Raw genomic sequence first — 21,511 nt, forward strand, 5'->3', positions numbered from 1 at the left:
TTGTGGGAGCCTCCCATGTTGAACACCCTTCTACCCATCCTGCTGTTCGCTGCCCTTGGCCTGGCAGTGCTCGGCGCCCTGCGCCGGGTGCGCATGTGGCGGCGTGGCCGGGCCTCCAAGGTCGACCTGATCGGCGGCCTGCTGGCCATGCCGCGCCGTTACCTGGTGGACCTGCACCACGTGGTCGAGCGCGACAAGTACATGTCCAAGACCCACGTGGCCACCGCGGGCGGCTTCGTGCTGTCGGCCGCACTGGCCATCCTGGTGCATGGCTTTGGCCTGCAGAGCAAAATCCTTGGCTACGCGTTGCTGGTGGCCACGGTGATCATGTTCACTGGCGCCATCTTTGTCTTCAAGCGCCGCCTCAACCCGCCTGCGCGCCTGTCCAAAGGCCCGTGGATGCGCTTGCCGAAGAGCCTGCTGGTGTTCGCCGCAAGCTTCTTCATTGCCACCCTGCCGGTCGCCGGCATCCTGCCCGCCAACACCGGTGGCTGGGTGATGGTCGCCGTTCTCGGCCTGGGCGTGTTGTGGGGCGTGTCGGAGCTGTTCTTCGGCATGACCTGGGGCGGCCCGATGAAGCATGCCTTTGCCGGTGCCCTGCACCTGGCCTGGCACCGCCGCGCCGAACGTTTCGGCGGCGGCCGCTCCACCGGCCTCAAGCCGCTGGACCTGGAAGACCCGAACGCACCGCTGGGTGTGGAAAAGCCGGCGGACTTCACCTGGAACCAGCTGCTGGGCTTCGATGCCTGCGTGCAGTGCGGTAAATGTGAAGCCATGTGCCCCGCCTTTGCTGCCGGCCAGCCGCTGAACCCGAAAAAACTCATTCAGGACATGGTCATTGGCCTGGCCGGTGGCACGGACGCCAAGTTCGCCGGCAGCCCTTACCCGGGCAAGCCGATCGGTGAACACGGTGGCCACCCGCACCAGCCGATCGTCAATGGCCTGGTCGACGCCGAAACGCTGTGGTCGTGCACCACCTGCCGTGCCTGCGTCGAGGAATGCCCGATGATGATCGAGCACGTCGATGCCATCGTCGACATGCGCCGCCACCTCACCCTGGAAAAGGGCGCCACCCCGAACAAGGGCGCCGAGGTGCTGGACAACCTGATCGCCACCGACAACCCCGGCGGCTTCGCCCCGGGCGGGCGCATGAACTGGGCAGCCGACCTCAACCTGAAACTGCTGTCGGAGGTGAAAGCCACCGAGGTGCTGTTCTGGGTCGGTGATGGTGCCTTCGACATGCGCAACCAGCGCACCCTGCGTTCGTTTGTCAAAGTGTTGAAGGCCTCGGGCGTGGACTTTGCCGTGCTCGGCCTGGAAGAACGCGACAGCGGCGACGTGGCCCGCCGCCTGGGCGACGAAGCGACCTTCCAGCAACTGGCCAAGCGCAATATCCAGACCCTGGCCAAGTACAAGTTCCAGCGCATCGTCACCTGTGACCCGCACAGCTTCCATGTGCTGAAGAACGAGTACGGCGCATTGGGCGGCGAGTACCAGGTGCAGCACCACAGCACCTACATTGCCGAACTGATCGCGGCCAACAAGCTCAATCTGGGCCAGCACAAGGGTGGCAGCGTCACCTACCACGACCCGTGCTACCTGGGCCGCTACAACGGCGAGTACGAAGCCCCGCGTGAAGTGCTCAAGGCACTGGGTATCGAAGTGCGCGAGATGCAGCGCTCGGGCTTCCGTTCCCGCTGCTGCGGCGGTGGCGGCGGTGCGCCGATCACCGACATCCCGGGCAAGCAGCGTATCCCCGACATGCGCATGGACGACATTCGCGAAACCGAGGCCGAGCTGGTGGCCGTGGGTTGCCCGCAGTGCACCGCCATGCTCGAAGGCGTGGTCGAGCCGCGCCCGCAGATCAAGGACCTGGCCGAGCTGGTGGCCGACGTGCTGATCGAAGAGGACGCGCCGTCTGCCGCAAAGCCGCAAACGGCCAAACGTGAACCTGCGGAGGTGCACTGATGAGCGACATTATCCGCCGCGACCCACGCGCCGAGTGGATCGCCCGTAACCGCCTGCACCCGCTGCATGCGGCCATGCAGACGCAACAGACCAGCTGGATGGGGCCCAACGGCCTCATCCGCAAGAACCCCCATGCGATTGCCGCAGGCTTCATCGGCCCGGCCGGCATCAAGCGCATTGACCGCAGCGGCGCCCAGCAGGGTACCGGTGTGGGCGGGCGGCGCACGGCGGCGGCGGAGGTCAAGTTGCCGCTGCACCAGGTACCGGCGCCGGCGTTCTACATTGCCGTGGTGCCGGACATGGTCGGTGGCCGCCTGAGCAGCCACGACCGCGACCTGCTCGGCCTGGCCCACAGCCTGGCCGGCAGCGACGGCGCGGTGCTGGCGGTGGTCTTCAACGAACACAAGGAAAGCAACTTTTCCACAGCCGGTGTCGACCGCCTGCTGGTCGTCGAAGGCGAGGCCTTTGAGGGTTATGCGCCGGAGCAACTTGTGCAGGGCCTGCGGGCTGTGGATAACCAATTCACCCCGCGCCACTGGCTGCTGCCCGACAGCCGCACCGGTGGCGGCGAACTGGGCCGGCGTTTGGGGGCCGCGCTGGGCGAGCGCCCGGCAACGCGGGTGTGGCAGGTCAAGGACGGCCAGTGCATCGGCCGCGCGGGTGCCGGCCAGCAAGACCTGCAACGCGCCGTGCCACGCCTGATCCTGGCGGCGGCCGAGTGTGCCGAGCCGGTCAGCGAAACCCGTCACGAAGCCTTGCCGGTGGAGTTGTCCACAAGCGTGGCGCGCAGCCTGTCGCGCATCGAGGACCTGGGCTCGGTGGCCGTGGACCCGGCCACCATTGCCATGGCCGAGGCCGAGTTCATCATCTCGGGCGGCAACGGGGTCAAGGACTGGGGGCTGTATCACCAGGCTACCGCAGCCCTTGGCGCCACCGAAGGCGCCTCGCGGGTGGCGGTGGACGACGGCTTCATGCCGCGCAACCGCCAGGTGGGTGCCACCGGCACCTGGGTCACCGCACGCGTGTACGTGGCTGTGGGTATCTCGGGTGCCATCCAGCACCTGCAAGGTATCGGCGCCTGCGACAAGGTGGTGGCGATCAACATGGACCCGGGCTGCGACATGATCAAACGGGCGGACCTGTCGGTGATTGGCGACAGTTCGGCGATTCTCAAGGCACTGATCGAGGCTGTGGACAACTACCGCAGCGGCGGCCAGCGCGACGCGGCATAAGGGCACGAGCATGAGTACGAAAGTGATCAGCCTGGTTTCCATTGGTGCCCACCCAAGCTCCGGCCGCGCCCGCCGCGCTGAGCAGGATGCCCGCGCCGTGGAGCTGGGTTTGCAGCTGGCTGGGGATAACTTGCAGGTGGTGCATGCTGGCGACCCGCAGGAAGAAGCGCTGCGCGCTTACCTGGGCATGGGCCTGGACCATCTGGATGTGCTGGAGCAGCCGGCCGGTGCCGATGTGCTGGGCGTGCTGGGGGATTACCTGCGCGACGCCGGGGCACAGCTGGTGCTGACCGGCAGCCAGGCCGAGACGGGGGAGGGCTCGGGCATGTTGCCGTTCCTGCTGGCCGAAAAACTTGGCTGGCCGTTGATCGTGGGCCTGGCCGAGGTGGAGTCTATCGAGAACGGCACCGCCCAGATATTGCAGGCTTTGCCGCGGGGTCAGCGGCGCCGGCTTAAAGTACGCCTGCCGTTGCTGGCGACTGTGGATAACGCTGCGCCCAAGCCGCGCCAGAGCGCTTTTGGCCCTGCGCGCCGTGGTGTGCTGGCGGCGCGTAATGTGGCCATTGTCGAAGATGAGCTGTTGGGTGACGCAGAGCTGCAGCCGGCCCGTCCTCGGCCCAAGCGGCTGAAGGTGATCAAGGCCAAGAGCGGTGCCGACCGCATGAAGGCGGCGACGGCCAAGGCCAGTGGCGGTGGCGGCAAGGTGCTGAAGGATGTTTCGCCACAGGAAGGCGCCGAAGCCATCCTCAAGCTGCTGGTGGAAGAAGGTGTGCTGCGCTGAAGCAGGATGATTACAGGCCTCTGTGGGAGCGGCCTTGTGTCGCGAAAGGGCCGCGCAGCGGCCCCAGCAATTTCTGCTGTGATGCTGAAAACTGGGGCTGCTGCGCAGCCCTTTCGCGACGCGAGGCCGCTCCCACAGAACAGCAGCGCTATTGCCGGGTCACGTTGAACGCCCAGTTAGCCAATTCTTCAGTGACAGGATCGAATGACACAGACTCTCCTGCAGCCAGTTCTCTGCCCCTGACCGCACAGCGCAAAACCAGGTAATCCCGGCGCTCCCCTTCCACGCTGATCACCCCAATCCCCCGCCCTTCATCGAACCACTTCACAGTGCCCTCCTGGCGGCTGTGCATAAGTCACTCCTGGATAATGACAAAGTAGTAGCCATTACCCCATCACATTGCGGCATTTGACGAAACTGGCAGAAATATCAGGTACCCCTCCGTTTTGCCCACGGAATCTGTTCGCCAAGGTGTGGATAAAGTGTTGGCGCATGGCTGCGGGCCTTACATAGCGGGGCTTACAGAGTTTTGATCATAAAGTGATCAGCGCTGGCTCGGCTCATCAGCTACAGATTGACGTCGCGCTGTCTGGTTTTGCCCACAATCGCTGTTAGCGGGTCTGTGGATAATCTGTTCGGCACTACCTGAAAGCCGCGCAAGTCATGGCTTGCGAGGAATTGATTAAAAAACGATCAAATTGTATCGGAAGTCTTCGGATCCATGATTATCAAGCCCTTGAATCGCTTATCCACAGAACAAACCCTGCATGGCAGCGTTTTGCGCACAAACTCTGTTGGTGTCTCTGTGGGTAAGGTGTACGGAGTCCTCTGCAGCCCAACAGTTACGGCGCCTTGTGGTAATTGATTAAAAAATGATCAGTGATTCGTCCTGGTATTTATGCCAGTAGGCAAACCTGCCAGTCACCGCTACGGTATTCCAAATAGTTAAAACCTGTGGATAACCTATGGCGACTCATTTATTGACGACAGACATGCAGCGCTCTGTGTTGCCAGGTCTGCGCGCTTATTCACCTTACGGCTTGATGAAAACCGGCCCAGCACCGGCGCTGGCTTTTGCTGGCCAGCATCGCGATCCGCTCACGGGCAATTATCCGTTGGGCAATGGCCGTCGCTTCTACAGCCCGACCCTGATGCGCTTCACGACCTGCGACTCGCTCAGCCCATTTTCCAAGGGAGGTATCAATGGGTACGCCTACTGTGGCGGAGACCCGGTAAACCGGCATGACCCAAGCGGTGCATTCTGGGGCGTCATACTCAGGGGCATTGGCTTGCTCTCCAGCGGTGCCACCTTGTCGGGCGCGTGGGTTCGGACAATGAAGAATGTGGTCGGGCACAGGAAGGCTAAGGCGGCTAACAGCGGGACGAATTCCTCTCCTGCGCCTCATCAGGACCTACCGACTCTATCCAGGGTTTCAAACCAGCAGTTCAGCATGACCGGCGTTTTTGGCGTAGCCGGGCAGGTGGTCGCTGCCGCCAACGGGGTGACCCCAAGTGTTCAGAATGCCGTGGATCTATTGGCTTTAGGCAATACGGTCACGAACCTGAGCGGCGGTTTGACAGGGAATTTTGCCGCAGGACGTGAAGTATTCAGCTACTTGCGAGCTAATCCACGTGAAATTCCGGGGGTATTCGGGGAGACTTTCATGGATTTGACGATGCTGGATGAGATGCTCTCTACCGTAGGCCGCGGGTTTACACAGGTAGGCAGAGGATTTGCAGCAGCTGCGAATTGGATCAGGTCGCCACGACCGGTCCCTCATGATGTCCACGTATAGGGAAATTTCCGACCATACGGTTTGCCTGGCGCGCTCAAGCTGTTAAGTCCGGAGCGCTGCCAGGTCACCGATGATGGTCTACTGCGCCTTCACCTCTTTCAGGTACGGAGCAGGCTCTGCGCCCAAGTTGGCCAATACACGGTCGCTGTACCAGTCAATGAAGTTCACCACACCAAACTCGTAAGTCTTCGAGTAAGGCCCAGGCTGGTACGCAGTGGAGTTGATGCCACGCTGGTTCTCTTCCGCCAGGCGGCGGTCCTGGTCGTTGGTGGCGTCCCACACCTTGCGCATGCGCTCAGGGTCGTAGTCCACACCTTCCACGGCGTCCTTGTGCACCAGCCACTTGGTGGTGACCATGGTTTCCTGGGCGCTGATCGGCCACACGGTGAAGACGATCATGTGGTCGCCCATGCAGTGGTTCCACGAGTGCGGCAGGTGCAGGATGCGCATCGAGCCCAGGTCCGGGTTCTTGATGCGGCCCATCAGCTTCTGGCAGGCCTGCTTGCCGTCCATGGTCATCGATACCGTGCCTTTGAGCAGTGGCATGCGCACGATGCGGTTACGCAGGCCGTGGCTCTTGTGCAGGTAAGGGATTTTCTCGGCGTCCCAGGCAGCGGCCGAAGCGGCCACGTGGTCCTTGAATTCCTGGCTGGCGCGCGGGTCGTTGGTGTCGTCCCATTCCAGCAGGGTTTGCAGCAGCTCCGGGTGCGAACCGGTGCAGTGGTAGCACTCGCGGTTGTTTTCCAGTACCAGCTTCCAGTTGGCCTTTTCCATCAAGGTGGTGTGCACCGCCACCTTGGTGTTCTCCATGTCGTACGGTTCCATGTAGTGTTCCAGGGTGGCCAGGAACTCGTCGATGGCGGGCGGGTTTTCCGCCAGGCTGATGAAGATGTAGCCGCCGGCTACCTTCACGTGCACTGGCTTCAGGCCGTATTCCTTCATGTCGAAGTCGGCGCCCATTTCGGTGCCGGCGAACAGCAGGCGGCCGTCCAGTTCATACGTCCACTGGTGGTAATGGCACACCAGCTTTGCCACCTTGCCTTTGTCGCTGACGCACAAACGCGAACCGCGGTGGCGGCAGACGTTATGGAAGGCGTGCACCTTACCTTCGGCACCGCGTACTACCAGGATCGGGTTCTTGCCGATCTGCAGGGTGATGTAGTTGCCTTTCGCCGGAATTTCGCAAGTCATGCCGGCGATCAACCATTCTTTCTGGAAGATCTCCTGCATGTCGATCTGGAACAGACGCTCGTCGGTGTAGAAAGGCTGGGGCAGCGAGTAGGTCCGCTCGCGGGTCTGCAGCATCTCGGCGGTAGCCTTGCGTGCAGGTTCCAGTGGATCGCCCAGGCTCAGGGTTGCGGTGACGTCCATCGTGTATTCCTCGGGGCCGTGTGCGGCCGGCAAAAGGTGGCTAATCGTTGTTGTGGTGCCGCAAGGCTGTATATCTAGAAACAGCCTGTTTATTTGCCGTGGAGTGTGCGTCCGAAGGCGCCGTGATCCGTATCCACGGGCGACATGGCCGAATTGAATTACGACGCCGCAGCCCTTGTAGTGCGGGGCTGGTCGCGATAAGCACGCCGATGTCGCTGGCAGGAATGTACGTCGCTCTCAGCTTGCGCATTATCCAAGCCATAAAAAGCCCAATAGTCGGCTGCTGGAGATGAACATGTCCGATACCTTCCTCAATCCGGTCACCACCCAGACCTGGGCCAACGGCCGCCACATCGTGCGCTGCGTCAAGGTCATCCAGGAGACCTGGGACGTGCGCACCTTCTGCTTCATGGCCGATCAGCCGATCATGTTCTTCTTCAAGCCAGGGCAGTTCGTCACCCTGGAGCTGGAGATCGAAGGCAAGCCGGTGATGCGCTCTTACACCATCTCCAGTTCGCCGTCGGTGCCGTACAGCTTCTCGATCACTGTGAAGCGTGTGCCGGGCGGCCTGGTGTCCAACTTCCTGCACGACACCATGCACGAAGGCGCCGAGCTGCCGGTGCACGGCCCGGTGGGGCTGTTCAACGCCATCGACTTCCCGGCGGCCAAGATGTTGTACCTTTCAGGTGGCGTGGGCATTACCCCGGTCATGTCGATGGCGCGCTGGTTCTACGACACCAACGCCAATGTCGACATGGTGTTCGTGCACAGCGCCCGTTCGCCGAAGGACATCATCTACCACCGCGAGCTGGAACAGATGGCCTCGCGCATCCCCAATTTCAGCCTGCACATCATTTGCGAGAAGCATGGCCTGGGCGAGCCGTGGGCGGGCTACCGCGGCTACCTGAACCAGCGGCTGATGGAACTGATTTCGCCGGACTACATGGAGCGCGTGGTGTTCTGCTGCGGCCCGACGCCGTACATGACCGCGGTCAAACGCATGCTCGAAGCGGTCGGCTTCGACATGAAGAACTACCACGAGGAGTCGTTCGGCGCGACGCCGCCAGAGGCCAAGGCCGATGCAGTGGAGCACGCCGAGCAGGCGGCCGATGCACCGGAGCTGGATGTTTCCGACCTCAACCTGGTGGAGTTCATCGGCAGCGAGAAGAGCATCCGCGTTGCGCCGGGCGAAACCGTGCATGCGGCAGCGGCCAAGGTTGGCCTGATGATCCCGAAAGCCTGCGGCATGGGCATCTGCGGCACCTGCAAGGTGCTCAAGCTGGGCGGCGAAGTGGAGATGGAGCACAACGGCGGCATTACCGAAGAGGACGAAGCCGAGGGGTATATCCTGTCCTGCTGCAGCGTGCCTAAAGGGGATGTGCGGATCGATTATTGATCCGAGATTGCAGGGGGCTGCTTTGCAGCCCATTCGCGGGACAAGCCCGCTCCCACAGGTCCTCTACTCAGCCTGAGGGCAGCGGGGTACTTGTGGGAGCGGGCTTGTCCCGCGAAAGGGCCATCAGATCCACACTGCATCCCAATGTGGATATTCGCCCGCTCGGCCAACCAGTCCTGCTCTTATTGGGTTGGCCACAATGTACCTTGCTACGTGCAGCACACTCTCCTCGCGGCGCAAGGCCCTGTCCTGATAACCGGCCTGCCATATCTTCTCGCGCCGCATGCCCCGCTGATAAAGCGCATGACTGCTGCGTGACTTGAATCTGCGCATCAAGCAGCACAACGTGCCACTTCGTAGTTCTATGAGCCAATGGACATGGTCAGGCATGACCACCCACGCCAGTGATCGGCAAAGCCCATCGAGCTCCGCCTGCCTCATTTGCTGGATCACGCCTCGGGCGAACTGCAGTCGAGTGAAGATCTGCTTGCGTTCATGAGTGACCGTGGTCAGCAGGTATAGCCCACCCGGCTGAGAAAAACGGCCGCGGCGCAGCAGATGGGATTTGGCACGGTCCATGTGAGGTTCCCGAATCAAGACTCAGGGAAACAATAGGTGAGGCGCAGTGGCGTGCGGCGGGGAATGATTGCTGGATGTTGGCTGGCAGTACCGGCCTCTTCGCGGGGCAAGCCCGCTCCCACAGGCTCACCGAAACCTTTAAACCAGCGCAGAACCTGTGGGAGCGGGCTTGCCCCGCGAATGGGCCGCAAAGCGGCCCCAGTTGCTTCAGGTCAGGTGCGGAAACGGGCTACCAGACCATTCAGGTCCACCGCCAGGCGCGACAATTCAGCACTCGCCGCACTGGTCTGATGCGCCCCGGTAGCGCTCTGCACCGACAGGTCATTGATGTTCACCAGGTTGCGGTCCACTTCCCTCGCCACCTGTGCTTGCTCTTCCGCCGCGCTGGCAATCACCAGGTTACGCTCGTTGATCTGCGCCACAGCACCGGCAATGGTATCCAGTGCCATGCCTGCGCCCCGGGCGATGTTCAGCGTCGACTCGGCACGTTCGGTGCTGGTGCGCATCGACTCTACAGCCTCTTCCGTACCGCCCTGAATGCTGCCGATCATCCGCTCGATTTCGCTGGTCGACTGCTGGGTACGGTGGGCCAGCGCACGCACTTCATCCGCCACCACGGCAAAACCACGGCCCGCTTCGCCGGCACGCGCCGCCTCGATGGCAGCATTGAGCGCCAGCAGGTTGGTCTGGTCGGCCAGGCCGCGGATCACGTCGAGTACCTTGCCGATGTCGCGCGACTGCTCGGCCAGGTGAGTGATCAGTTTGGCAGTGGCCTGCACATCACCGCTCATGCGCTCGATGGCGCCCACGGTCTCCATCACCAGGTCGCGACCGTCGCCGGTGGAGCGGCTGGCTTCGCTGGATGCTTCCGAGGTGCTCACGGCGTTGCGCGCTACTTCTTCCACAGCGCTGGTCATTTCGGTGACGGCGGTGGCGGCCTGTTCGATCTCGTTGTTCTGCTGTTGCAGGCCACGGGCACTTTCGTCGGTGACGGCATTCAACTCTTCCGCCGCCGAAGCCAGCTGGGTCGCAGAGCCCGCGATCAGCTGCAGGGTGTCGCGCAGCTTGTCCTGCATGCGGGCCATGGCGCGCAGCAAGCGGGCCGCTTCGTCGGTGCCTTCGGCGCGGATGACGTGGGTCAGGTCACCGTCGGCGACTTGCTCGGCGCACGTCAGCGCTTCTTCGATCGGCTTGACGATGCTGCGGGTCAGCAGGAAGGCGCAGGCGAAGGTCAGCACGGTAGCGGCAACCAACAGGCCGATCACCAGGGCGAAGGCCGCCGCGTACTGGTTGGCGGCTTTCTCGTTGGTGGCGCGGGTCTGGTCGGTGTTGATGCGCACCAGGGTGTCCATGGTTTTGTTGATCTGCTCGGAGTTGGCCAGCAGGTCGCGGTTAAGCAGGTCGCGCAACTCATCCAGGCGGTCGGCCTGGCTCAGGCTGCGCATGCGCGACTCCAGCTGGCGGTACTGGTTGAGCAACTGGCCGTATTGGTCGAATGTAGCCTGTTCGTCGGCAGCACCGATCATGGGCAGGTAGGCCTGGCGCGCGCGGTCGATCTGGCTGTTGCGCTGGTCCAGCAGGTTGAGGGTATCGCGTTGGGTTTCCGGCTCACGGTTGAGCAGCAGGCGATAGGAGAGGGTGCGCATGCGCAGGTTAAGCGCGGTGAGCTCGTCGAGGATCTTGATGCTGGGCACGCTGACCTGTTCGATGGCCACGCCCGCCTGGCGGATGTTGCCCATCTGTACCAGCGAGAAGATGCCAAGGCCAAGCATCAGCAGGCCGATAAGCGCGAAGCCGAGCAGCGCGCGCGGGGCGATATTCATGTTGCGTAGAGACATGGAGGGGAGGGTCCAGGCAAGGGGGGGAAGGTGCGTAAGGTGCGACAAAACAAGACTTGTCTGGCTATCGGTCGTGACTGATCAGTCTTGAGTGCGACCGGCCAAATTTGTGAGGTGGCTAACCTTTTCCTGACCGGCGGTTGACCCAGGTCGGAACAAGGGGGTGGTTACCCTGTCAATCTGCGGGTTAGACACCTTATGAATCCGATATTTAATGGCGATGGGCCGCGCTTTTCTTTATCGTGTGCGCCCCTCGCAACAACCTGAGATAGACCCATGCTGGAAGCTTCCCTGAATCAAATCGAGCAACTGGTCAGCGACCTGATGCAGAAAAACGCTCAACTCACCGAGCAGAACACCACCCTCGGCACGCAACTGGCCCAGGCCAAGGAAGAGAACGAAACCCTGCAGCTGTCGCTGATGGAGCAGGAAGAGAAGAACGGCAGCACCGCCGCCCGCCTGCAGGCCCTGGTTGATCGCGCCAGCGCTGGCGTTGTTGGCGCATGAGATTGCAAGAGCAGCCGGTCAATGTCGTGTCGATACTCGGCATCGACTATTCGATCAAGGCGCCCGAAGGCCAGGAAGAAACCCTGGCCCAGGCGGTGCGGATGCTCAACACCGCCCTGAACGAAACCAAGCGTCAGTACCCGACCCTGATCGGTGACAAATTGCTGGTGCTGGCTGCCCTTAACCTGTGCTCCAAACAGGTTGAACTGCAGAAAGAACACCAGCAGACCCTGGCGCGCACCCAGGCGCAGATCGACGCCACGGTGGACGCCATCGTGCGGACCATTGCCGAGCAATGACGGCCTGATACCGAGATCCCTGTGGGAGCGGGCTTGCCCGCGAACACCGGCGCAGCCGGTGCCAGCCACCGCGTTGTGTTCTTCGCGGGCATGCCCGCTCCCACAGGAACCGTATTGTTGTTCTAGATCACTGGATTAACTGGATACGCAAGTGTATACACTTCTCGCAAAACAATAATGTGCGGGGGAGTAGGGGCATGCGTATCTGGCGTAAAAGCATCCAGTGGCAGTTGATCACCAGCATGGGCGCCGCCCTGTTGGCCAGCATCCTGGTGGTGGTCATCATCTTCACCGTGGCGCTCAACCGCCTCACCGACCGCTACCTGGTCGACACTGCCCTGCCCGCCAGTGTCGAGGCCATCCGCAATGACATCGAGCGCATGCTCGGCCAGCCACTGGTGGCGGCAGCAGACATTGCCGGCAACACCTTGCTGCGCGACTGGCTGGCTGCCGGTGAAGACCCCGCCCAGGCCGCGGCATTCATCGAATACCTGGACGCCGCCAAACAGCGCAACCGCGCCTTCACTACCTTGTTTGCCTCGACCGAAACCGGCCATTACTACAACGAAAATGGCTTGGACCGCACCCTCAGCCGCAGCAACCCCAAGGACAAGTGGTTCTACGGCTACATCGACAGCGGCGCCGAGCGGTTTATCAATATCGACATCGACGGTGCCACGGGCGAGCTGGCGCTGTTCATCGACTATCGCGTGGAAAAGGGCGGCAAGCTGGTGGGCGTGGCCGGCATGGGCCTGCGCATGACCGAGCTGTCGCAGCTGATTCACGACTTCAGCTTTGGCGAGCATGGCAAGGTCTTCCTGGTGCGCAACGATGGCCTGATCCAGGTGCACCCGGACGCTGCCTTCAGCGGCAAGCGCCAGCTCGCCGAGCAGCTCGGCACGGAAGCTGCCAAGGCCGTGATGACCGGCGGCGAAGGCCTGCGCAGCAGCCGCTTCAGCCGTGACGGCGAACGCTACCTGGCGCTGGGCCTGCCCCTGCGCGACCTCAACTGGACGCTGGTGGCCGAGGTGCCGGAGTCGGAAATCTACGCGCAAATGCATCAAGCCGTGTGGCTGACCAGCCTGATCGGTGGCGGCGTGGCCCTGGTGTCGCTGCTGCTGGTGGTGCTGCTGGCGCGGGGGCTGGTGCGGCCCATTCGCCGCGTTACCGCTGCGCTCGTGCAGATTGGCAGCGGCGCAGGCGACCTCAGCCACCGCCTGGATGATTCACGCCAGGACGAACTGGGCGACCTGGCCCGGGGGTTCAATCGCTTTCTCGACAGCCAGCGCAGCCTGATTGGCGAGGTGTTGCAGACTTCCGAGCGGCTGCATCGGGCGGTTGAGCAGGTGACCCAAGTGGTGGACAACACCGCCGAGCGCTCGGGGCGGCAGCAGGAAATGACCGAAATGGTGGCTACCGCCGTTCACGAAATGGGCCTGACCGTGCAGGACATTGCCCGCAATGCCGGTGATGCGGCCCAGGCCTCGCAGTCGGCCCGCGATGAAGCCTTGCAGGCGCGTGAAGTGGTGCGGCGTTCGATTCAGGGCATCGAGGGCATGTCGGGCGATATCGGCAAGGCAGCCGATGCAGTCAGCCAGTTGGCCGACGAAGTCGCCTCTATCGATGAAGTTCTGGCGGTTATCCGCAGTATTTCCGAGCAAACCAATTTGCTGGCGCTGAACGCCGCCATCGAGGCTGCGCGGGCAGGGGAAATGGGGCGCGGGTTTGCCGTGGTGGCCGACGAAGTGCGCACGCTGGCGCGGCGTACGCAGCTGTCCACCGACGAAGTGCAGCAGATGATCCAGCGCCTTAAGCAGGGCGCGGGTTCGGCGGTGAGTTCGATGCAGGCGGGGCAGCAGGCGACCGGCAGTGGCGTGGAATCGAGCCAGCGCACCGGGGCGTCACTGGGCGCGATTACCGACCAGGTGGAACACATCAGCGACATGAACCATCAGGTGGCCACGGCGACTGAAGAGCAGTCGGCGGTGACTGAGGAAATCAACCGGACGGTGCAGGGGATTTCCGATTTGGCCCGGGAGACGGCGGCTGAGGTTCAGGGCTGCCGAGAAGAATGCCAGGCGTTGCGAGGATTGGCTGATGACCTGGCGCGGCAGATGGGTGGGTTCAGGCTTTAGATCAGTGCTGGATTCTTCGCGGGCTTGCCCGCTCCCACAGGTTCATCATTGCCCTTGAGGGCAGCGATGAACCTGTGGCCCTTGCAGGCTTATCACAGGCCTTGAGGGCAGCGATGAACCTGTGGCCCTTGCAGGCTTATCACAGGCCCTGAGGGCAGTGCTGCACCTGTGGCCCTTGCAGGCTTATCACAGGCCTTGAGGGCAGTGCTGCACCTGTGGCCCTTGCAGGTTTATCACAGGCCTTGAGGCCTGCGCGGTCCCTGTGGGAGCGGGCAAGCCCGCGAAGAGGCCCTGTCAGGCGGTGATGATGCTGCGGATATCCGCGGCCAGTTCGCGCACCCGCTCTTCCTCGGTGTCCCACGAACACATGAACCGCGCCCCGCCGCTACCAATGAAGGTATAGAACCTCCACCCCTTGCCCCGCAGCGCTTCAATCGCGTGCTCCGGCATCTGCAGGAACACCCCGTTGGCCTCCACCGGGAACATCAGCTCTACCCCCGGCAAGTCACTCACCAGCGACGCCAGCAGCTGCGCGCAATGGTTGGCGTGATTGCCATGGCGCAACCAGGCGCCATCTTCCAGCAGGCCCACCCACGGCGCCGACAGGAAGCGCATTTTCGACGCCAGTTGCCCGGCCTGCTTGCAGCGGTAGTCGAAGTCTTCGGCCAGCTGGCGGTTGAAGAACAGGATTGCCTCACCCACCGCCATGCCGTTCTTGGTGCCGCCAAAGCACAGTACATCGACGCCGGCCTTCCAGGTCAGCTCGGCCGGGCTGCAGCCCAGGAACGCACAGGCATTGGTGAAGCGCGCGCCGTCCATGTGCAGGTTCAGCCCCAGCTCCTTGCAGGTGGCGCTGATCGCCTTCAGCTCGTCGGGGCGGTACACGGTGCCCACTTCGGTGGCCTGGGTAATGGTCACGACCCGCGGCTTGGGGTAGTGGATGTCCTGGCGCTTGAGCGCCACTTCGCGGATCGACTGCGGCGTCAGCTTGCCGTTGACGCTGGCCGCCGTCAGCAGCTTGGAGCCGTTGGAGAAAAACTCCGGCGCGCCGCATTCGTCGGTTTCTACGTGGGCGGTCTCGGAACAGATCACACTGTGATAGCTCTGGCACAGCGAGGCCAGGGCCAGCGAGTTGGCGGCGGTACCGTTGAAGGCGAAAAACACCTCGCAGTCGGTTTCGAACAGGTTGCGGAAGTATTCCGAGGCGCGCTCGGTCCACTGATCGTCGCCATAGGCGCGGTCGTGGCCGTGGTTGGCCTTCTCCATCGCCGCCCAGGCTTCGGGGCAGATACCGGAATAGTTGTCGCTGGCGAATTGTTGGCTCTTATCTGTCATGACACGGTCCTGTGAACGACGCAGAACAGCACTCTAAACCATCGATTCAGCGGTTGCCTATACAACCCGTGCATCGGCTGATTGCTATGTTGTCTGCGCTGGCCTCTTCGCGGGCACGCCCGCTCCCACAAGGGCCGGGCAAGCCAGCAACCACCTGGCCTGTGCAGATCCCTGTGGGAGCGGGCGTGCCCGCGAAAAAGCCAACACCACAACGAATGTCGTAAACGCGCCATTGCAAGGCGTGCGCAGGCATCTGACCCGACCCCGCCAGTCATACCATCGCCACAAAGGGCCACAGTGCCCCACGACAAAAAACGATCGCTGCCGGGAGATACACGATGTTCAGCAAGCAAGACCAGATCCAGGGTTACGACGACGCACTGCTGGCGGCGATGAATGCCGAAGAACAGCGCCAGGAAGATCACATCGAGCTGATCGCCTCGGAGAACTACACCAGCCAGCGCGTCATGCAGGCCCAAGGCAGCGGCCTCACCAACAAATACGCCGAAGGCTACCCGGGCAAGCGCTACTACGGTGGCTGCGAGCACGTGGACAAGGTAGAAGCCCTGGCCATCGAGCGCGCCAAGCAACTGTTCGGTGCCGATTTTGCCAACGTCCAGCCGCACTCCGGCTCGTCGGCCAACAGCGCCGTCTACCTGGCCCTGCTGCAGGCGGGTGACACCATCCTCGGCATGAGCCTGGCCCACGGCGGCCACCTGACCCACGGCGCCAAAGTGTCGTCCTCGGGCAAGCTCTATAACGCCGTGCAGTACGGCATCAACACCGACACCGGCCTGATCGACTACGATGAAGTCGAGCGCCTGGCCGTCGAGCACAAGCCGAAAATGATCGTTGCCGGCTTCTCGGCCTACTCCAAGACCCTCGACTTCCCACGCTTCCGCGCCATTGCCGACAAGGTCGGCGCGCTGCTGTTCGTCGACATGGCCCACGTAGCCGGCCTGGTTGCCGCTGGCCTGTACCCGAACCCGATCCCGTTCGCCGATGTGGTCACCACCACCACCCACAAGACCCTGCGCGGCCCACGTGGCGGCCTGATCCTGGCCAAGTCGAACGAAGAGATCGAGAAGAAGCTCAACGCCGCTGTATTCCCGGGCGCCCAGGGCGGCCCGCTGATGCACGTGATCGCCGCCAAGGCCGTGTGCTTCAAGGAAGCGCTGGAGCCTGGCTTCAAGGCTTACCAGCAACAAGTGATCGACAACGCCCAGGCCATGGCCCAGGTGTTCATCGACCGCGGCTACGACGTGGTTTCCGGTGGCACTGACAACCACCTGTTCCTGGTCAGCCTGATCCGTCAGGGCCTGACCGGTAAAGATGCCGACGCCGCCCTGGGCCGCGCGCACATCACCGTCAACAAGAACGCCGTGCCGAACGACCCGCAGTCGCCGTTCGTCACCTCGGGCCTGCGCATCGGCACCCCGGCCGTCACCACCCGCGGCTTCAAGGTCGCCCAATGCGTGGCCCTGGCCGGCTGGATCTGCGACATCCTCGACAACCTCGGTGACGCAGACGTCGAAGCCGATGTGGCGAAGAACGTCGCGGCGCTGTGCGCAGACTTCCCTGTTTACCGCTGAGTGGAGTAAACGACCATGCAACGCTACTCGGGCTTCGGCCTCTTCAAACACTCCCTCAGCCACCACGAAAACTGGCAGCGCATGTGGCGCACGCCAACCCCTAAAAAGGTCTACGACGTGGTTATCGTCGGCGGTGGCGGCCATGGCCTGGCCACGGCCTACTACCTGGCCAAAGAGCACGGCATCACCAACGTTGCCGTGATCGAGAAAGGCTACCTGGGCGGCGGCAACACCGCCCGTAACACCACCATCGTGCGTTCCAACTACCTGTGGGACGAGTCGGCGCAGTTGTACGAACACGCCATGAAGCTGTGGGAAGGCCTGTCCCAGGACATCAACTACAACGTGATGTTCTCCCAGCGCGGCGTCTACAACCTGTGCCACACCTTGCAGGACATTCGTGACTCCGAGCGCCGCGTCAGCGCCAACCGCCTCAACGGCGTCGATGGCGAGCTGCTGAACACCGCCCAGGTCGCGGCCGAAATCCCGTACCTGGACTGCTCGAAGAACACCCGCTACCCGATCCTTGGCGCAACCGTTCAGCGCCGTGGTGGCGTGGCCCGCCACGACGCCGTGGCCTGGGGCTATGCCCGCGCTGCCGACGCCCTGGGTGTGGACCTGATCCAGCAGACCGAAGTGATCGGTTTCCGCAAGGAAAACGGCGCGGTCATTGGTGTGGAAACCAACAAAGGCTTCATCGGCGCCAAGCGCGTCGGTGTGGTCACCGCCGGTAACTCCGGGCACATGGCCAAGCTGGCCGGCTTCCGCCTGCCGCTGGAATCGCACCCGCTGCAAGCGCTGGTATCCGAGCCGATCAAGCCGATCATCGACAGCGTGATCATGTCCAACGCCGTGCACGGCTACATCAGCCAGTCCGACAAGGGCGACCTGGTGATCGGTGCCGGTATCGACGGCTGGGTCGGCTACGGCCAGCGCGGTTCGTACCCGGTGATCGAGCACACCCTGCAGGCCATCGTCGAGATGTTCCCCAACCTCTCGCGCGTGCGCATGAACCGCCAGTGGGGCGGCATCGTCGACACCTCGCCAGACGCCTGCCCGATCATCACCAAGACCCCGGTCAAGAACATGTTCTTCAACTGCGGTTGGGGCACTGGCGGCTTCAAGGCGACCCCGGGTTCGGGCAACGTCTTCGCCGCGAGCCTGGCCAAGGGCGAAATGCACCCACTGGCCGCGCCGTTCTCCATGGACCGTTTCTACAACGGCGCACTGATCGACGAACACGGCGCCGCCGCCGTCGCCCACTAACCGGAGACACCGTCATGTTGCATATTTTCTGTCCCCACTGCGGCGAGCTGCGCTCCGAAGAAGAGTTCCACGCCTCTGGCCAGGCGCACATCGCCCGCCCGCTGGACCCTGCTGCCTGCTCCGACGAGGAGTGGGGTACCTACATGTTCTACCGTGATAACCCACGCGGTATTCACCATGAACTGTGGGACCACGTTGCCGGCTGCCGCCAGTACTTCAACGTCACCCGCGACACCGTGACCTACGAAATTCTGGAAACCTACAAGATTGGCGAGAAGCCGCAAGTGACCGCCAACGGTAAAGCTGCGAACGCACCGTCGACCGTCAAAGGCCAAGGGGAAAAAGTATGAGCCAGACCTATCGCCTCGCCAGCGGCGGCCGCATCGACCGCAGCAAGGTCCTGAACTTCACCTTCAACGGCAAGACCTACCAGGGTTATGCCGGTGACAGCCTGGCCGCCGCGTTGCTGGCCAACGGCGTCGACATCGTTGGGCGCAGCTTCAAGTACTCGCGCCCACGCGGCATCATCGCTGCGGGTACCGAAGAGCCGAACGCCATCCTGCAGATCGGCTCCAGCGAAGCTACCCAGATCCCGAACGTGCGCGCTACCCAACAGGCGCTGTACGCAGGCCTTGTCGCCACCAGCACCAACGGCTGGCCGAACGTCAACAACGACGTCATGGGCATCCTCGGCAAGGTGGGCGGCAGCATGATGCCGCCGGGCTTCTACTACAAAACCTTCATGTACCCGAAATCGTTCTGGATGACGTACGAGAAGTACATCCGCAAAGCGGCAGGCCTTGGCCGTGCACCGCTGCAGAACGACCCGGACAGCTACGACTACATGAGCCAGCACTGCGACGTGCTGATCGTCGGCGCCGGCCCTGCTGGCCTGGCCGCTGCACTGGCTGCTGCACGCAGCGGCGCCCGTGTGATCCTGGCTGACGAGCAGGAAGAGTTTGGCGGCAGCCTGCTCGACAGCCGCGAAACCCTCGACGGCAAGCCTGCCGCCGACTGGGTCAACGCCGTCATCAAAGAGCTCGAAGGCCTGCCGGAAGTGACCCTGCTGCCACGCGCCACGGTCAACGGCTACCACGACCATAACTTCCTGACCATTCACGAGCGCCTTACCGACCACCTCGGCGACCGCGCCCCGATTGGCCAGGTGCGCCACCGTGTGCACCGTGTCCGCGCCAAGCGCGTGGTACTGGCGCCCGGCGCCCACGAGCGCCCGCTGGTGTATGGCAACAACGACGTGCCGGGCAACATGCTGGCCGGTGCTGTGTCCACCTACGTTCGCCGCTACGGCGTGGCCCCGGGCCGCAAGCTGGTGCTGTCGACCAACAACGACCACGCCTACCGCGCCGCGCTGGACTGGCACGACGCTGGCCTGCAAGTGGTCGCCATCGCCGACGCCCGCCACAACCCGCGTGGCTCGCTGGTTGAAGAAGCGCGTGCCAAAGGCATCCGCATTCTCACCTCCAGCGCCGTGGTCGAGGCCAAAGGCAGCAAGCACGTGACCGGCGCCCGCGTGGCGGCCATCGATGTGCAGGCGCACAAAGTCACCAGCCCAGGCGAAACCCTTGAGTGCGACCTGATCGCAACTTCCGGCGGCTACAGCCCTATCGTCCACCTGGCTTCGCACCTGGGCGGTCGCCCGGTATGGCGTGACGACATCCTCGGTTTCGTGCCGGGCGATGCGCCGCAGAAACGCGAGTGCGTGGGTGGTATCAACGGCGTCTACGCCCTCGGTGATGTGATCGCTGACGGTTTCGAAGGCGGCGTGCGCGCAGCCACTGAAGCAGGCTTCAAAGCCTCTGTCGGCACCCTGCCAAAAACCGTGGCGCGCAAGGAAGAGGCCACCGTGGCACTGTTCCAGGTGCCGCACGACAAAGGCACCAAGGGGCCGAAGCAGTTCGTCGACCAACAGAACGACGTGACCGCCGCCGGTATCGAACTGGCCACCCGTGAAGGCTTCGAGTCGGTAGAGCACGTAAAACGCTACACCGCGCTGGGCTTTGGTACCGACCAGGGCAAACTGGGCAACATCAACGGCCTGGCCATCGCCGCCCGTTCGATCGGCATCACCATCCCGGAAATGGGCACCACCATGTTCCGCCCCAACTACACGCCGGTCACGTTCGGCGCGGTAGCGGGCCGTCACTGTGGTCACCTGTTCGAGCCCGTACGCTTCACCGCCCTGCATGCCTGGCACGTGAAGAATGGCGCCGAGTTCGAAGACGTCGGCCAGTGGAAGCGCCCGTGGTACTTCCCGAAAGCCGGTGAAGACATCCATGCCGCCGTGGCTCGCGAATGCAAGGCCGTGCGCGACAGCGTGGGCCTGCTGGACGCCTCCACCCTGGGCAAGATCGACATCCAGGGCCCGGACGCCCGTGAGTTCCTCAACCGCATCTACACCAACGCCTGGACCAAGCTCGACGTGGGCAAGGCCCGCTACGGCCTGATGTGCAAGGAAGACGGCATGGTCTTCGACGACGGCGTAACCGCCTGCGTTGGCGACAACCACTTCATCATGACCACCACCACCGGCGGCGCCGCCCGCGTGCTGCAGTGGATGGAGCTGTACCACCAGACCGAATGGCCGGAGCTGAAGGTGTACTTCACCTCGGTCACCGACCACTGGGCCACCATGACCCTGTCCGGCCCCAACAGCCGCAAGCTGCTCAGCGAGCTGACCGACATCGACATGGACAAGGAAGCCTTCCCGTTCATGACCTGGCAGGAAGGCAACGTCGGCGGCGTGCCGGCCCGTGTGTTCCGTATCTCGTTCACCGGTGAGCTCTCGTACGAAGTCAACGTGCAGGCCAACTACGCCATGGGCGTGCTGGAACAGATCATCGAGGCTGGCAAGAAGTACAACCTGACCCCGTACGGCACCGAGACCATGCACGTACTGCGTGCCGAGAAGGGCTTCATCATCGTTGGCCAGGACACCGACGGTTCGATGAACCCGGACGACCTGAACATGAGCTGGTGTGTGGGCCGCAACAAGCCGTACTCGTGGATCGGCCTGCGTGGCATGAACCGTGAAGACTGCGTGCGCGAGAACCGCAAGCAGCTGGTAGGCCTGAAGCCGGTCGACCCGACCAAGTGGCTGCCGGAAGGCGCCCAGCTGGTGTTCGACCCGAAACAGCCGATCCCGATGGACATGGTTGGCCACGTCACTTCCAGCTACGCGTCCAACTCCCTGGGCTACTCGTTTGCCATGGGCGTGGTCAAAGGCGGCCTCAAGCGCATGGGCGAGCGTGTTTACTCGCCACAGGCAGATGGCAGCGTGATCGAGGCGGAGATCGTGTCTTCGGTGTTCTTCGATCCGAAGGGTGAGCGGCAGAACGTCTAAGGCCCCGGTACCAACCGATGCTTAGTTTGGAATGAGGTCTCTGTGGGAGCGGGCG

Annotated in this window: 17 protein-coding genes and 1 pseudogene; 12 read left to right on the forward strand and 6 right to left on the reverse strand. The window is 63.0% G+C overall.

Going from position 1 to position 21,511, the window contains the following annotated elements; genetic code table 11:
* The first annotated feature begins 15 nt into the window (after window positions 1–15).
* From dgcB to AK81_RS23135, 3 genes are read left to right on the forward strand one after another with little or no spacing between them, the layout of a single operon-like run.
* Window positions 16–1,968, forward strand: a complete 1,953-nt coding sequence (gene dgcB, locus AK81_RS23125; protein ID WP_043202856.1) for a dimethylglycine demethylation protein DgcB — start codon at window positions 16–18, stop codon at window positions 1,966–1,968.
* The gene (locus AK81_RS23130; RefSeq protein WP_043202858.1) at window positions 1,968–3,200 is read left to right on the forward strand and encodes an electron transfer flavoprotein subunit alpha/FixB family protein; all 1,233 of its coding nucleotides are present in this window, start codon (window positions 1,968–1,970) and stop codon (window positions 3,198–3,200) included. Before dgcB ends, AK81_RS23130 begins: the two co-directional genes overlap by 1 nt.
* 10 nt (window positions 3,201–3,210) lie before the next feature.
* Window positions 3,211–3,981 (forward strand): electron transfer flavoprotein subunit beta, encoded by a 771-nt coding sequence (locus AK81_RS23135; protein ID WP_043202861.1) that lies wholly within the window; start codon window positions 3,211–3,213, stop codon window positions 3,979–3,981.
* Between the two features lie 148 nt (window positions 3,982–4,129).
* Here the strand turns inward: AK81_RS23135 and AK81_RS23140 are convergent, their stop codons facing one another.
* Window positions 4,130–4,333 (reverse strand): cold-shock protein, encoded by a 204-nt coding sequence (locus AK81_RS23140; RefSeq protein WP_043202863.1) that lies wholly within the window; start codon window positions 4,331–4,333, stop codon window positions 4,130–4,132.
* 613 nt (window positions 4,334–4,946) lie between these two features.
* On the opposite strand from AK81_RS23140, the gene AK81_RS28700 reads away from it, so the two are divergent.
* Window positions 4,947–5,777, forward strand: coding sequence for an RHS repeat-associated core domain-containing protein (locus AK81_RS28700; RefSeq protein ID WP_081042137.1), 831 nt, complete (start codon window positions 4,947–4,949; stop codon window positions 5,775–5,777).
* Between the two features lie 78 nt (window positions 5,778–5,855).
* Here AK81_RS28700 and gbcA read toward each other — a convergent pair whose 3' ends face one another.
* Window positions 5,856–7,148 (reverse strand): glycine-betaine demethylase subunit GbcA, encoded by a 1,293-nt coding sequence (gbcA, locus tag AK81_RS23145; RefSeq protein WP_043202866.1) that lies wholly within the window; start codon window positions 7,146–7,148, stop codon window positions 5,856–5,858.
* Window positions 7,149–7,443: 295 nt separating this feature from the next.
* On the opposite strand from gbcA, the gene gbcB reads away from it, so the two are divergent.
* A complete protein-coding gene (gene gbcB / locus AK81_RS23150; RefSeq protein ID WP_043202869.1) occupies window positions 7,444–8,544 on the forward strand; it encodes a glycine-betaine demethylase subunit GbcB in 1,101 nt (366 codons plus the stop codon).
* Window positions 8,545–8,667: 123 nt separating this feature from the next.
* Here gbcB and AK81_RS23155 read toward each other — a convergent pair whose 3' ends face one another.
* From AK81_RS23155 to AK81_RS30880, 3 genes and pseudogenes are all read right to left on the reverse strand, one after another.
* Entirely contained in the window at window positions 8,668–9,123 is a 456-nt protein-coding gene (locus AK81_RS23155) for an REP-associated tyrosine transposase (RefSeq protein ID WP_043202871.1), read from the reverse strand.
* Window positions 9,124–9,335: 212 nt separating this feature from the next.
* Window positions 9,336–10,208: a methyl-accepting chemotaxis protein gene (locus AK81_RS30875; protein WP_409347974.1), complete on the reverse strand. Its 873-nt coding sequence runs from the start codon at window positions 10,206–10,208 to the stop codon at window positions 9,336–9,338.
* A pseudogene (locus tag AK81_RS30880) lies at window positions 10,191–10,961 on the reverse strand (MCP four helix bundle domain-containing protein); the annotation flags it as partial. The gene AK81_RS30875 and the pseudogene AK81_RS30880, both read right to left, overlap by 18 nt.
* Before the next feature lie 276 nt (window positions 10,962–11,237).
* On the opposite strand from AK81_RS30880, the gene AK81_RS23165 reads away from it, so the two are divergent.
* The 3 genes from AK81_RS23165 to mcpH all read left to right on the forward strand — a co-directional run bounded on the left by AK81_RS23165 (window position 11,238) and on the right by mcpH (window position 13,902).
* Window positions 11,238–11,468, forward strand: a complete 231-nt coding sequence (locus AK81_RS23165) for a hypothetical protein (RefSeq protein ID WP_016497626.1) — start codon at window positions 11,238–11,240, stop codon at window positions 11,466–11,468.
* Entirely contained in the window at window positions 11,465–11,767 is a 303-nt protein-coding gene (locus tag AK81_RS23170; RefSeq protein ID WP_043202876.1) for a cell division protein ZapA, read from the forward strand. Before AK81_RS23165 ends, AK81_RS23170 begins: the two co-directional genes overlap by 4 nt.
* A gap of 197 nt (window positions 11,768–11,964) precedes the next feature.
* A complete protein-coding gene (gene mcpH / locus AK81_RS23175; RefSeq protein ID WP_043202880.1) occupies window positions 11,965–13,902 on the forward strand; it encodes a methyl-accepting chemotaxis protein McpH in 1,938 nt (645 codons plus the stop codon).
* 294 nt (window positions 13,903–14,196) lie between these two features.
* Here mcpH and AK81_RS23180 read toward each other — a convergent pair whose 3' ends face one another.
* Window positions 14,197–15,237 carry a threonine aldolase family protein gene (locus AK81_RS23180; RefSeq protein WP_043202883.1) on the reverse strand — a complete coding sequence of 347 codons (1,041 nt, stop codon included), beginning with the start codon at window positions 15,235–15,237 and terminating at the stop codon, window positions 14,197–14,199.
* Between the two features lie 338 nt (window positions 15,238–15,575).
* Between AK81_RS23180 and AK81_RS23185 the strand changes: the two genes are divergently transcribed.
* Genes AK81_RS23185 through AK81_RS23200 form a run of 4 tightly spaced genes read left to right on the forward strand, consistent with a single transcriptional unit; the run spans window position 15,576 to window position 21,456 of the window.
* Complete coding sequence (locus AK81_RS23185) at window positions 15,576–16,829, forward strand: serine hydroxymethyltransferase (protein WP_043202886.1); 1,254 nt, start codon at window positions 15,576–15,578, stop codon at window positions 16,827–16,829.
* Window positions 16,830–16,844: 15 nt separating this feature from the next.
* The gene (locus tag AK81_RS23190; protein ID WP_016484536.1) at window positions 16,845–18,095 is read left to right on the forward strand and encodes a sarcosine oxidase subunit beta family protein; all 1,251 of its coding nucleotides are present in this window, start codon (window positions 16,845–16,847) and stop codon (window positions 18,093–18,095) included.
* Window positions 18,096–18,109: 14 nt separating this feature from the next.
* Window positions 18,110–18,445, forward strand: a complete 336-nt coding sequence (locus AK81_RS23195) for a sarcosine oxidase subunit delta (protein WP_016484537.1) — start codon at window positions 18,110–18,112, stop codon at window positions 18,443–18,445.
* Window positions 18,442–21,456 (forward strand): sarcosine oxidase subunit alpha, encoded by a 3,015-nt coding sequence (locus AK81_RS23200; protein ID WP_043202888.1) that lies wholly within the window; start codon window positions 18,442–18,444, stop codon window positions 21,454–21,456. Before AK81_RS23195 ends, AK81_RS23200 begins: the two co-directional genes overlap by 4 nt.
* Window positions 21,457–21,511: the final 55 nt, after the last annotated feature.

This window comes from Pseudomonas putida W15Oct28, from assembly GCF_000708715.2.
GTDB lineage: Bacteria > Pseudomonadota > Gammaproteobacteria > Pseudomonadales > Pseudomonadaceae > Aquipseudomonas > Aquipseudomonas putida_R.